Source organism: Paraflavitalea sp. CAU 1676 (genome assembly GCF_029223285.1).
Lineage (GTDB): Bacteria > Bacteroidota > Bacteroidia > Chitinophagales > Chitinophagaceae > Paraflavitalea.
In genome coordinates, this window is sequence record NZ_JARHUJ010000003.1 from 326,672 (window position 1) to 340,991 (window position 14,320).

Sequence of the window (14,320 nt, forward strand, 5' to 3'; positions counted from 1 at the left end):
ATTAGTAGAAGCTATACGCCGTTAAATCTCCCGCGCAAGAATTAATTGAAGTCGCCTTCCTCGAGGTCTTCGTCCGAAAAAGCATTGGTATTACCCAGGTTGAGCATCGAACCCATCAGGTCCTTGAACTCGACCTTGTTCTCCACGATCTTTTTACTGATCAGGGAGAAAGAAGCCAACCCATGCAACACAAACTCCATCAGCAAAGCGGCCTCTTGTTCATTGGCCTGCTTAAAGAAGCGTTTCACCAAAGCATGCAAACCATCCACCCGGTACAGTTGCTGTATCTTTTCCGCATCGGAGCTGTTGAACAGGATGTTGAGCGAATTGCCTTTATCGAACCAGGTCTGAATGGCCCTGTAAGGATTTTCTTCAGCCTGTTGCTGGCTACGCTTTTTCTTCAGCGATTCGGGATTGGGGAAGTAATGAACGAACTGCGTGCGGATCGATTTGTCAAGCAGGTTCATTGCCACCTGGTAGGGGCCTTCCTGCTCCCCTTCATACACCAGCTCGATCTTACCGGTAATGGAAGGGATTACACCGATCATATCACTGATCCACACCTGGGTGTCCTTCTCCTGGTTGATGATCACCCGGCGCTCGGCCGCACTCACGGCATTTTCAAAAGCCGAAATACTCAAACGCGCCGAAACACCGCTCTTCTTGTCAACGAGCTCACTGGCCCGTGCCTCGAAGGGAATTTGTTCTATCAGGCGTTTGATGAGGTCAGCAATACGCACCTTTTCCTGTTGTTCAGCAGGCACATCGGCCTCCTGTTCAGTAATGGTAAGTGCCGTTTCGAGCGTCTTTGGATAATGCGTTAATATCTGGCTTTCGATACGGTCTTTCAGCGGCGTAACGATCGAACCACGATTGGTATAATCTTCCGGGTTGGCTGTAAACACGAAGAGGATATCGAGCGGCATGCGCAGTTTAAAACCGCGTATCTGCACATCACCTTCTTCGAGGATGTTGAACAATGCCACCTGGATGCGCGCCTGCAGATCGGGAATCTCATTGATCACAAAAATGCCCCGGTTACTGCGGGGAATAATGCCGTAATGGATTACCCGCTCATCGGCAAAATGCAGCTTGAGGTTGGCCGCTTTGATGGGGTCGATATCACCGATCAGGTCGGCCACGCTCACATCGGGTGTGGCCAGCTTCTCTCCATAACGCTCGCTGCGGTGCAGCCAGGTGATGGGGGTATCGTCGCCTTTCTCTTCAATAAGGTCTTTAGCGTAGCGGGAAATAGGATGCAGCGGGTCGTCATTGATCTCACTGCCATATACCACGGGAACATATTCGTCCAGCAGGTCAACCATTTGGCGCGCCATACGCGTCTTCGCCTGGCCACGCAACCCGAGGAATAGGATATTATGTTTGGAAAGCAAGGCCCGTTCTACATCGGGGATCACCGTTTCTTCATAGCCCACAATGCCCTTAAAAGTATTCTCTTTTTTCTTCAGGGAACAGATCAGGTTCTTCCGGATCTCTTCTTTGACCGATAATGGTTTATACCCACTCTTTTTCAGTTCACCTAACGTTGCTGCTAATCTTTTAGTCATTAGATATTATTCTGTTGTGATATTATTTGCTTAACCTGAGCACTTCGTAATCTTCTATGCTCAACTCCTGTAACGCAAGCTTCGTATTCCGGTAGCTTGCTGAGGTTGTGTCCTGGTCTAGCAGTATCCTTACGGAAAATGGAACACCTTTATTTTTCACCAGTCTTTGCGCCTCTGTAAGGATTGGCTTGATATGATCAACCTGAATACTTTCAATCGTTCTCGTGGTCGCCATACCTTCTGTATTCGACATGCTGTAGGTAAAAGACTCTCCCTCATCCAGGAGAATCGTTAACTGCCCAGCATTTTTTCGATCTCTTTCAACACTGGGAGGAACTGATGATGTATCTCCGCAACCTATGAATAGGATCGCATTCAAAAACACGACAAAAACAGTCTTCATGAATAGGGTTTAGTTAATACACCGTCTTCCTCCGTCCACTCTCGAAATCTTTAAAAATGAAAGCGCCCAGTTTGTCGAGCGAAGCAAAGAAAGCCTTGCCGTTATTGGTCTCGGTAAATTCCTGCACAAAACGCTGCAGGTAGGGATCGGTAGCGATCATAAAGGTAGTGATCGGGATCTTCAGTTTCTTGCACTGCGCCGCCAGGTTGAGGCAGCGGTTGGTGATCTTGCGATCAAGCCCAAAACTGTTCTTATAATAGCGCTTGCCCACCTTCAGGCAGGTAGGTTTGCCATCGGTGATCATGAAGATCTGCTTATTCGGGTTCTTTCTCCTCCGCAACAGGTCCATCGCCATCTCCAGACCCGCCACCGTATTCGTGTGGTAAGGCCCCACCTGCAGATAGGGGAGGTCCTTGATCTCCACCGGCCAGGCATCATTCCCAAACACCACAATGTCCAGCGTGTCTTTCGGATACTTGGTCGTGATCAACTCACTCAACGCCATGGCCACTTTCTTAGCCGGCGTAATGCGGTCCTCGCCATACAGGATCATCGAATGTGAAATATCGATCATCAGCACTGTAGAGGTCTGTGCCTTGAAATCCGTTTCCCGGATCGACAGATCATCCTCCTGCATACTGAAACTCTCGATGCCGTGGTTGATCTGGGCATTCAGGATCGAAGTCGTAAAATCGATCTGCTCCAGCGTATCCCCAAACTGGAACGGCCGGCTGTCCGGACTGATCTCATCGCCCTGGCCAGGCTTGAAGGTATGGTGCTGACCGGCTTTCGTTTTTTTCAACTTACCGAAGATCTCTTCCAGCGATTTCTTGCGGATACCTTGCTCGGTTTTCGAAGTAATGGAGATCTGCCCGCTCACCGGGTTCTCCTGGATATACCCCTTCTCCCGCAGCTCCTCGATGAAATCGCCCATACCATACTCACCGTCGGTCAGGTCGTACTCCTTGTCGAGCTGGTTCATCCAGTTCAACGCCTCCGTAATATCGCCATTGGTATAGGCCAGTAACTGCATCAGCACATCCAGCAACTGGTCAAAGCGGCTCTTGCCTTTGTTGTTGGGATCAAACTTTGTAAAATGGTGACCTATCACAAATTATCAATTTAGCTATATAATCGGTTACCTCAATTTAAGCATAATTGCCGACTATGGACACGGCAATACATACCAATTTCAATAACAAATTGTTACGCAAAATTGTTGCAGCCCGCCCCGCCGGGCGGCGCTTGGAATTGCATAAGTCCTACTGCTTCAGGAAGCTGGTAGTCAATTGCTGGGCAGCCCCCTTGATCCGGAGCGTGTATAAGCCCCTCGACAGCCCGCTGATATTGATGGTCGTAGCCAGCATATTGCCCGTAGCTTCAAAGCTCAGCGTTCTCACAACTTTGCCGCTGCCATCCGCCACCTGGATCACCATCCTGCCTTTTACCGATACCGGGATCTGCACCTGTAAATGATCGGCAGCCGGATTGGGAAATACTTGCACGCTGCTGTTGAGATTGTCCAGCCTGATCAAAACAAACTTGCTGTATTGCTTCTTGCCGTCCACATCTTTGATGAGGAGCCGGTAGAAATCCTTGCCAGCCAGCGGATGCTGATCGGTAAAAGAATAGCGTTTATTGACAGCCTGAAGCGCCTGAGGAGGCAACTTGCCGATAGAAGTATAATTGATGCCATCTGCACTGCGTTCAATGATGAATTGATCTACGTTTTCTTCATTCGAGGTGAACCATTCCAGCACGACCTGGTCATTGTTCTTCTGTGCCATAAACTTTGTCAGCAACACAGGCAGGGGGGCAAAATCATTTTGAAAAGCAGCCAGCGCAAAATCATGATTGCCACCCAGCGAGGTCCATCCAGCCACCAGGATATTATAACCACTCAGTTTAACTTTGCGCGCAAAATCCGTTTGCCCGCCAGCCAGATCGCCGGCAGCAATACCATCACTATTGAAAGAAGGGTCAAGAACGCCAAAGGCATCATAACGAACCACGTTGAAATCACCGTTCGAACTATTGCCACATAAAATAATCCTTCCATTCACCTGCAGCGTCACACCGATCGCCTGGTCATCCGTAAGGCCCGGCCCCATATTAAGCGTTACAATACCGTCTCCGCTGAAGCTGGGGTCCAGGTTTCCGTTCGTCAGCAGCCGCATCGCTGCAAAATCATCCTGACCGCTAAAATCAGCCCAGCCCGCCAGCACTACTTTGCCATCGGGCTGCAGCACCGACGCATAACAATGGTCATCGCCACCGATAGAGTAGAACACAATGCCGTCCCCGCCACCGAAAGTAATATCCGGCGTACCATCAGTATTGAGCCGCACCGCAGCGAAGTCATAAACGAGACCACCACCGGACGACCCCGAAACGATGAGCTTACCATCCGGTTGGATCACCACGCCCGAAGAAAAGTCTTCCGAACCACCATTGATGTCTACAGTAACAATGCCGTCACCTCCGCCAAAAGCCGGGTCAGGTACACCCGCCGTCGTATAGCGAACCACCGCAAAATCGCCATTGCTGCCCGAGTTCCGGTAGCCATTCACCACCAGCTTGCCATCGGGCTGTATCAGCATGTAATTGACGTGGTCGTCCGAAGAAGAAGTGAGATCCGTGGTAACGATCCCATCACCACTAAAGGTAGGGTCGAGGGCGCCAGTCGTCGTGTACCGCACCACCGTAAAATCGTAACTGGCCAGTTTACCATCCCCGGCCACCACGATCTTACCATCGGGCTGAATAATGACGCCATACGCCAGGTCGTCACCGCCGGCAATGTCGGTCATTACCTTACCACCCGTACCAAAACCCATGTCGGGCGTTCCATTGGCATTATAACGCGCCACCGCAAAATCAAGATTAGTCCCATTGAAAGCATGACCCACCACCACGATCTTCCCATCGGGTTGCACAACGAGGTTCCTCGCTTCATCCGCTCCCGATCCAAATCCGGTGATAGCAGCACCACCAGAACCAAAAGTAAGTTCAAGGTTTCCCGTTTGGGCACGGGAATACAAACAGGTAAGCACAAGTGCCCACAGGCAAGCAATCCTTTTCATACTATAGTTTTAAAAGGTGAAGAATTCCATTCGCCATGGATAATGGACGTCGCCCTAAGAAATTGGAAGTTGAAGAAGAGGCACGGAATGTACTACACTAAGTAAAACGGAGATTGGAGATTGTAGGAGGGTCACATGGTAGGTTGCTCATTCTAATTTAATAAAATAAATCAATATACGAAACACATCGGCATATTAATTTAAAAACCTGCCCTTACGGTTATACGCTAATCGACACTATGTTGCAACACCAACCCGGGAGGTAGCCCAACCGTTAGTAAAAATACGATGCGTTAACGAGCGGATAACAAATGCAAACATCCACACAGCACCCTCATTACGTAGCCGGTGAGGCATTCCGGCAAACAAAAACCCCGTTCCAACAGTCGTCGGAACGGGGAATATACCTTTAGCTGCGATCAGCTGTAATAGTTACGGAGTATCCTTCGGCTTTGCACCAGAATCGGGAGCCGTGATAATTTGACCACCAGCATTCTCGTTAGGAACACCAGGCTTTTTACCACCTGCATATTGTTTTTCCCATTCACCCAGTTGCATGATCATCTGGTAAGAGGAAAGGATGTCTTGTGCAAATCCTTCCTGCGCAGGAGTCAACAGCGAGCCCTTGTTCTGCAGATAACCCGCCGCCTGCATAGCCAGTTGGTCGGCCTGCATATCATCACCCAGCGTACGGTAATAACGCATCTGCTGTTCCAGGTCGCGCTTCATAGAGCCATTCACTTTCGCAGCCAGTGTAAGGTCGCCTGCTTCATAAGCAGCCAGCAGGAACGACATAGACACCCGGTTGTGGAAGTTACCGCGGTTAGAGGTCATACCATAAGGTACATTCTCTTCCAGCACATTGCTATCGTAACGGTTCAATACCTTTTTCGCAGAGTCCTTCATATTCAGCTGAGCCAGCGTCAAACCGAGCAGGGCATGTGCCTGGCGGATGCTGTTCACATGGCGGCGGTTCTCTTCATCGAAATAAACACCGGGACGGTTGGCATTGCCATACGCAAACTTATTCATCACCACATCGTACATCTTCCTTACACCAACATTGTTGGGGTTTTCGATGGGCACCAAACGGTAAGAGAGACCTTCCATACGGGTATACTTCTCCAGACCAAGGTTTTCCAACTCCTGGGTAGAAGTAAAGTAGATGGGGCGTTTCCACTTGTTGGCAGCGATCACCGCCAACACAGCCAGATCATTTTTATCGAGTGAATTGCGGTTGATATCCAGTTTCAGTTCGCTCAGGATGCTGTCGCCGGGATTCAGTTGCAGATCCTTTTTAGCAGCTTCCACATCCACCGGGATCTTGAACTTCTTCACGGGGAAGATGTTCGGACGATCCTCTTCATCACCGCCTTCCATGGGCGCCATCTTCGCGGGATCTTCGCTCGCTACCACATCTTTCAGGATAGTATACAGATCGTAGTACTCGTTCTGGTTGTAGCCAGGCAGCGGATAGTAATAGATACGGTCGCGTTTGCCACCCTGTATCTGCTCAGGCTTCAGGATCACATCGGCCGGAGCACTTTCGTTCACCTTATAACGAAGCTGGTTGATGTACCAGTCAGTACCCAATAAGCTATAGTTTACAACACGCAGGTCCTTACGCACACCTTCCACTTCCTGGGTATACCACAAAGGATAGGTATCGTTATCACCAAACGTAAAGAGGATCGCATCCTTATCGCAGCTTTCGAGGTAATCTTTACCCAGGTCGCGCGCCAGTTGCTTCTTGCCACGGTCGTGATCGTCCCATTCCTGGCTCGCCATCAGAACAGGAACAGCCAGCAGGGTAATGGCAAAAGCCGCATATCCCGAAGCCGCCCCTTTCAACGATTTCGCCAGCATATCTCTTACCCACAAAACACCCAGACCGATCCAGATCGCGAACGCATAGAACGAACCTACATAAGCGTAGTCACGCTCACGCGGCTGGAAACCCGCCTGGTTGAGGTAAATAACGATCGCAAAACCGGTAAAGAAGAACAGGAGAGAAGCCACAATCCAGTCGCGGCGGTTGCGGTATTGATAAATGAAACCCGCAATACCCAACAGGAAGGGCAGGAAGAACAGCTTGTTGTTGGCTTTGTTCTTCGAACCCGCCGTTTCGGGCAGCACATCGGGCGTACTGTGACCAAGCATTTTGTCAACGGCATTGATACCGCTGTTCCAGTTACCGTCACGGCGGTTGCCGAAACCTTGCAGGTCGTTTTGTTTACCGGCAAAATTCCACATGAAATAACGCCAGTACATCCAACGGAACTGGTAGCTCATGAAATAACGGATCTCCGAAGCACGCGTAGGCTCTTCGTCCGGCCCAAGACCTCCAAAATTACGGTATACCATATCCTGGTTACGCTCGTTATTGGGGTCCCAGGCGCGGGGGAACAAGTGCGCCGTAGGCATGCTACCGTAATCGATACCACCATTCTTACCCACGATTTCATATTTATCCTTTCCTTTCACATAGCGGTCGCCCGTGGTCACGAAATTCTCCTGGGTAGGCTTATCGGTAAAATAAGGACCGTACAGGATCGGCCAGTCACCATATTGCTCACGGCTCAGGTAACCTACCAGGCTCACCGGGTTATCTACATTATACATATCCACCGATGGGTTCGCCGAAGAACGTACCAGTGTGGTGAAATAGGTCGAATAGCCCAGGATCACAAAGATCGAAGACCAGATGCCGATCTTCAGGAACGAAGAAACACCCGAACGATAGCTATAACACAGGTAGATCACGCCAGCCAGACCAAGGATCAGGATCACGAAAGAACCTACCGATTTAATAAAGGGGAAACAGAACAGCAGGATGATGGCAGCCAGCCACACCGGGAACAGGCCAAACTTTTGGATCTTCGCATCGTCGAAACGCAGACCAATCACCAACAGCACAGCCAGCAGCACGAAATAAATGAAGAAGCCGCTGAAGAAAGGCATGCCAAAGCTGTTCACGAACAGGATATCGAAAGCGCCGGCGCCCTTGATCGACCACTGGATGATCACCACCTGTACCAGGCCCGTGATCACGCAACCCAGCATAAAGGCAAAGAAAGTGCCCCAGGGCGTCACCTTATAGCGCTTGAAATAATAAACCATTACAATAGCGGGGATCGTCAACAGGTTCAGCAAGTGAACACCGATCGAAAGACCCATCATGAAGAAGATGAACACGATCCAGCGGTCGGCACGGGAAAACTTATGACCATCGGTGGTGCTTTCGCGGTCCACCTCGTGCTCCCATTTCAGGATCGCCCAGAAAACGATCGCCGTGAACAAAGAGGAGAGGGCATACACCTCACCTTCCACAGCGCTATACCAGAAAGAATCGGAAAAAGTATAGGCCAAAGCACCCACCACACCGGCAGCCATTACGTTGAAGGTCTGCTCGCCGGTCAGTTCAGCACCGGCTTTTTGCACCAGTTTGCGGGCAAAGTGGGTAATAGTCCAGAAAAGGAACAATATGGTAAAGCCGCTGGCAATAGCATTCATGAAGTTAACGCCCCGCGCAGCATTGGCAGGATCATCGCCAAAAAGCACGATAAAGAAACGGCCAAGCAAAACGAACAGGGGGGCACCAGGGGGATGAGGTATCTGTAACTTGTAGGCGCTGGATACGAACTCACCACAGTCCCAGAAACTACCCGTGGGCTCCATGGTCAGAACATACACTGTACAGGCAATCAAACAAACCAGCCAACCTACAATGTTATTGACACGGCTAAAATTCATATTGTATTGATTTTATTAAACTTGGCAAATATAGAGGAATTAAGGTTTCAGGAAATGCCATTCGCAATTCTTTATCTTAAGCAAATCCCGGGCATTTATAACAGGTTTTAGTCATATCTGGCCAACGCCGCTGGCTCGGCCACAGGCATTTACGTTCGCTTACATAATAAGGTGGGGGAGAAGCAGGGAAAACTATTCAAAATAGATCCGCACCGTTTGGTAAAACAGGCGGTTTTGCAGGCTCTGCGACTTCTCGGTAAAGCCCTGCAGGCCAAACAGGCCGGCGGCATTCCCTTTGTTGATGGCGATCTCGAGGTAGCCCGCCGCATTGAACAGGGCCAGTTTTTCGCCCTCCGGCACATCGGCATAGGTTTCGCTGATCGTGGAGATCACTTCATTGCGCTTGAAAACGATCTTGAAGCTCCGTCCCCGGCGCTGCTCCTCAAACTGATCATGGGTGATGTTCACCACGATATTCTCGAAATTATCGATGAAAATGATCTGCCCCTCGATCCAGTTTTCACTCAGCAGCGGGCGCAGGTGGTTCGTTTCAGCAAAGGGAACGTCGGGCGTACCGATATCGGGCAGCGCCGTACCCGCCTGCAACGACTGCACCGCCTCGCCCATCACGCGGGCACAGTACAGGGTATTCTTATTGGCAGCCTTGTCGAGCGGCAGGCCGATCACCATTTCCGGCTTCCCCTCCAGGATCATCGTCAGCAAACCGTTATCGGCGCACAGGATGTATTGCTCCTGGTGGTAGGCCAGCAGCAATTGCTCCGGCTTTTTCTCAAAAAGGTTCACCAGCAACAGGTGAAAAGTATAAGGAGGGAAATTATTGATGGCATTTCGGCACACATAGGCCGCCTGCGGATAATTGAACGGCGACAGGGTATGCGAAATGTCTATGAGGGAAAAAGCAGGATTGATCTTTAAAAGCTGACCTTTCAACGCCCCTACGAGGTAGTCCTGCTGCCCAATGTCAGATGTAAGGGTAATTAAGGCCATGCAATAGTTACGGGTTTCGAATTGTTTTAAGGTTACTTCACGAGTTCACCGTTCTTGAAAAAGAATTTATGTACCAGTTTATCGGTCCAGGAAGGGAAGAACCGGTTCATGAACACCGTCCGCTTGCCGGTAAAGGTAAGCACCAGCGTACGCTTGCGCAGCTCGATCGCCTTGATGACATGGCCGGCAACTTCCTCGGCCGTCATCAGCGAGCCCTCATCCAGCGGCGATTCACCTTGCGCCACCCCGTCTTTGTTTAAAGCCGCATTCCGGATATTGGAAGCCGTAAAGCCCGGACACACCCACATAACATTCACGCCCGTACTCAGCAATTCGGTACGCAGGGCCTCCATCCAGCCCTGTAAGGCAAATTTGGAGGCAGAATAACCGCTGCGGCCTGGCAGCCCGCGGTAGCCGGCAATGGAAGAAACCCCCACGATCGATCCCCGTCGCTCCAAAATAGAGTTCAAAGCATACTTAGTACAATGTACAGCGCCGTAAAAGTTAATATCCATCACCTTTTTGATCACCTCCACATCGGCGTCCCGGAAAAGGGCACGCATACTGACGCCCGCATTGTTGATGAGGATATCTATGCCGCCAAAAGTCTTGATAGTCGATTCAATGAACCGCTTGCAGTCCGCTTCCTTGCTCAGGTCGCAGGTCATGGTGTGCAGTTCCACACCCGAATGCTGCAGCTGCAGGGTATACAGCTTGTCGTAATTCCGGGCGCAGGTCGCCACCTTGGCGCCCGCATCGATAAAAGCATTTACCAGCGCCTTTCCTATCCCTTCGGTACCACCTGTAACGACAACTACCTTATCTTTAAAAAACGACATATCTGACTATTATAATTGCAAAAATAATGAATGGGTAACGGAATTACGAATTACCCATGCGCATTTATATATAACAATACAAATGCCGGAAATAATCCCGGCATTTGAAACAGATGGTCGTTTAATGAAGACTACAACGGCGAAGTGATCCACCACACATTCCCAAAAGGATCATGAATGCCACCCGATCGGCCATACGGCTGGTCAACCGGCGCCATGATCGATTTGGCCCCTTTCGAAAGCGCCAGCGCATAGGTGGCGTCCGCATCGGCCACGTTGATGTACAAACCGGCCGTAATAGGCGGCCATTGCTCACTGCAATCTCCAAACATGATCGTACTATCGCCGATCTGCACCTCGGCATGCATAATACCGGGTTCACCATCCCGGAGATGCGTTTTCAGTTCACGCCCGCCGAAAACGTCGATCATGAACTGTTTCAGGCCGCTGGCGTCCCGCACGATCAGGTAGGGCATCACCGTTTGATAATTTTCCGGAAGCTTGAATTCTTTCATGAGTATACTTTATAGATGATTAACACCCCAAAAGTAAAAGGACCCGCCGGGCATAAATTGGAAAAAAACGACATTTTGGGGCCGAAAAACTTCCCCGGTTCAAAAGCCCGCAGAAGTTTTAAAAGATAATGCTTTTACAACGTATTCCAGTAAACGTTTTTTTTCTTAAATCAATGCGTATACCATATCTTCAACCATTCGTTAACCACAAAAACCTTATCAACGCTATGAGCTTCCTAAAGAAGTCCGTCACGACCTTCTGCGCATTACTATTTTTATCCGCATTATTAATTACAAGCTGCAAAAGAGAACTTGCCGAAAAACAAGCAACACCAGAGGAACAGTCCCCAACAGGCAGATTAACAGTAAACCCTTATTCACTCAGCAACGTAAAAAAAGCGATTGAGCAGGTCGCCGCACGTGAAAACAGGACAGCGAAGATCCGCATGAGCCAGGGAGCCCGGCTCGCTGTCACCACAGCCAACGAAACGGCGCAATATCCAACCTTTGTGTACCTCCGTTTCAACCCAACCAACATGACGGGGGCACAATTGGCCGCCGTGGAGGCCGACACCACCATTAAACTAATGGATTTCCCCTTCGGAAACCCCGAAGCCTATGCCGATTCGCTCGACGAGGCCGGCATTAATGCCCTGAGAGACGGCAACATCTATGTAGTAGCACCGTCGGGCAATCCGCGTGCAGACAGCCTGTTGTTTGCCGCCAATTTACAGGCTCAGGCATTGGATACCCTCGTGCAGATACCTGAAGAAGATACGACACTTCAAATGGCTGCCCTGGAAACAGCCGGACTCAAAGTAAACCTGCTCGGTATCTGTCTGTTGAAAAGACCACACGGCTATGTTCGCTACTGGGATCCCGCATTGAATAACGGTCAGGGAGCCTTTGAGCCGGTAAGGGGAATGCAGGTTTGGGCATTGGCCTTTGGCATACCCATACATACCTATACCGATGCCAATGGATATTATGAAGTACCCTGGCGTTTTTCCGCAGGCACCATAATGGGTACTCACGCCAAGAACTCCAGGGTGAATATTAAGCCACTCGATACCCATGGCACGCTCGTGCAGAATATAGCCACCCTCACCGTACAGTTCATCACCGGCTCTATCCACATCGGCGGCTGGGTAGGCTCCTGTACCATGCGCGATGGAAAAGACTTCAATTTCTCTGGCCACACGCAAGTGCGATATTGGAGCCAGTTGCTCAACGCGTATTATTTCCACGATCAATATGCAACCCAGGATAATATATTAAAAGCCCCACAGGGCATGACCTGCTATGCACAATGGGCCAATGATATTAATGGAGTAAGTGAATTTGGCAATGCCAGCGCCCCGATGTTAAACCATATCACCGGCGCAGCATTGATACCGGGATTCCTGCAGAAAATAATTGACGAGGTCAATGCACTCCAGAATTTCCCATCCCTGTTCAATTTGCTGGGGGGCGTTTTGCCCGATATGACCTTCCGTGTACCGCAGGCAGCGGAGCCGGCCGCCTATACCACCAGGCTGGCAGCTACCGCATTTCATGAACTAGGTCACGCTTCCTTCTTCAGGCAGGTGGGCGCATCCTGGTACACACAGTTCGCCATCGATCTTTTGCCCGACAACAGGGTTACCGGAAACCCCTATGGTACAGCCAACATCCAGGGGGCCGGCCGCATATCCCTCGCCGAATCCTGGGCCGAGTACATCGGACAGGAGCATGCACTACGCCGGTATCCGAACGGACAGGTACGCAGCACAAATAGAGAAATATTTCCTGGAACAGGATTGTTCAATCTTTCAACGCTGATAGAACAGGAATTTTACTTTTTTGGTGGATCCTGGATGCCCTATGGAGTGTTTCATGATATGAGAGACCCCTACAGCGTTGCGGAACCATGGGATAATGTGTCGGGTGCAAGCATACTGCAGATGTATAACACCTTCAGTTCTTCCGTTACCGATTGGTGTGGGTATATATCAAACTTCGCCGGCAGCTATGGCGGATCACTGGGAACAAATAATATCCGGCAGAACTTTGTCAACCACAATCAGGCATGTGGGGTAACCTCGTTCGGTAACCAGATCTTTAGTCAGGCAGTACAAAAGAACAATTGCAGCGCTGGCGAAGTGGGAACCTTTGTAACGGTCAATATACCGGCCAACAGGTTCAGGTCTGTCTCCTCGCAAACCGATGCCGACGCAATGGCCGCAACATTCGCACAGAGCGAAGCCAACAGACTCGGAGATTGTATCAGCCCGCCCATTACCGTCAATGCAAACAACACCACCAACAGGACCATGACACTCACCTTCACCAGGTTGTCGACCAATGTCACAACCACTTTTACAGTCAACCCCGGAAGCACATTCTCCGGAACAATCCCCTCGGGCGTGTACAACGTGTTCATGACACCCTCCAACGCCACCGGCACCTATCCAATAGTATATTCTATCAACGGAATCACCCAGCAGTACTATGCAACGGTAATGTTTGGCAGCTACCTTATCCAGGGCACAATGTGTACCATTAATACCAGCCCGCCGCCATCCATACCGGTCAACATCACCAACACCACTACCAAAACCATGCAGTACACCCTCAAAAACCTAAGCACCAACGTAGACTACAACTTCAGTGTTGCACCAAATGGAACATTGGCCGTCTCCGTTCCGCAGGATAATTACCAGGTACTCATCGTGCCGGTCAACTATTCAAATTCATATCCGGTAGTGTACAAAGTAAACAATAGCACCCAGGTATACTACGCAACAGTGGTATTTGGCAATACGCAGGTCAATAGCCCCGTCACCATCAGCACGAGCCCGCCGCCCGCGGTGCCAGTCAATGTGTCCAATAGCACCACGGTCAATATGCAGATAAAGTGCACCAACCTCGCCACTAACTATGATTACATACTTACAGCAACGCCTGGCACAGCAACCATTGGAAACATTCCGGAAGGAAATTATTCCATAACGATAACTCCGGCGAGCTATTCAGCATCATCACCGAATTATTACACCCTGTACAATAGCACACAGGTCTATTATGCAGCCGTAACATTTGGAGGTATCAATGCAACCAACAACCTCCCGATCAGTATTCACAAGTAAACAGCGAACCACGCCCAAAATAA

At 50.1% G+C, this 14,320-nt stretch carries 9 protein-coding genes; 1 reads left to right on the top strand and 8 read right to left on the bottom strand.

The features are described 5' to 3' along the window. Nucleotides 1–41: 41 nt before the first annotated feature. The 8 genes from P2H89_RS10220 to P2H89_RS10255 form a co-directional block, all read right to left on the bottom strand. On the bottom strand, nucleotides 42–1,568 hold the full coding sequence (locus tag P2H89_RS10220) for a sigma 54-interacting transcriptional regulator (protein ID WP_275826621.1): 1,527 nt from the start codon (nucleotides 1,566–1,568) through the stop codon (nucleotides 42–44). 22 nt (nucleotides 1,569–1,590) lie between these two features. After that, nucleotides 1,591–1,971 (bottom strand): hypothetical protein, encoded by a 381-nt coding sequence (locus P2H89_RS10225; protein ID WP_275826622.1) that lies wholly within the window; start codon nucleotides 1,969–1,971, stop codon nucleotides 1,591–1,593. Nucleotides 1,972–1,984: 13 nt separating this feature from the next. Continuing rightward, nucleotides 1,985–3,082: a VWA domain-containing protein gene (locus P2H89_RS10230; RefSeq protein WP_275826624.1), complete on the bottom strand. Its 1,098-nt coding sequence runs from the start codon at nucleotides 3,080–3,082 to the stop codon at nucleotides 1,985–1,987. A gap of 151 nt (nucleotides 3,083–3,233) precedes the next feature. Further along, complete coding sequence (locus P2H89_RS10235; RefSeq protein ID WP_275826625.1) at nucleotides 3,234–5,054, bottom strand: T9SS type A sorting domain-containing protein; 1,821 nt, start codon at nucleotides 5,052–5,054, stop codon at nucleotides 3,234–3,236. 432 nt (nucleotides 5,055–5,486) lie between these two features. Then, nucleotides 5,487–8,807: a DUF2723 domain-containing protein gene (locus P2H89_RS10240; RefSeq protein ID WP_275826627.1), complete on the bottom strand. Its 3,321-nt coding sequence runs from the start codon at nucleotides 8,805–8,807 to the stop codon at nucleotides 5,487–5,489. Nucleotides 8,808–8,999: 192 nt separating this feature from the next. After that, nucleotides 9,000–9,815: an SAM-dependent chlorinase/fluorinase gene (locus P2H89_RS10245; protein WP_275826628.1), complete on the bottom strand. Its 816-nt coding sequence runs from the start codon at nucleotides 9,813–9,815 to the stop codon at nucleotides 9,000–9,002. A 32-nt stretch (nucleotides 9,816–9,847) separates the two neighbouring features. Then, entirely contained in the window at nucleotides 9,848–10,654 is an 807-nt protein-coding gene (locus P2H89_RS10250; protein WP_275826629.1) for an SDR family oxidoreductase, read from the bottom strand. Nucleotides 10,655–10,785: 131 nt separating this feature from the next. Beyond that, nucleotides 10,786–11,169, bottom strand: a complete 384-nt coding sequence (locus P2H89_RS10255) for a VOC family protein (RefSeq protein ID WP_275826630.1) — start codon at nucleotides 11,167–11,169, stop codon at nucleotides 10,786–10,788. Between the two features lie 227 nt (nucleotides 11,170–11,396). Here P2H89_RS10255 and P2H89_RS10260 point away from each other — a divergent pair, with 227 nt between their 5' ends. Further along, nucleotides 11,397–14,297 (top strand): DUF5977 domain-containing protein, encoded by a 2,901-nt coding sequence (locus tag P2H89_RS10260; protein ID WP_275826631.1) that lies wholly within the window; start codon nucleotides 11,397–11,399, stop codon nucleotides 14,295–14,297. Nucleotides 14,298–14,320: the final 23 nt, after the last annotated feature.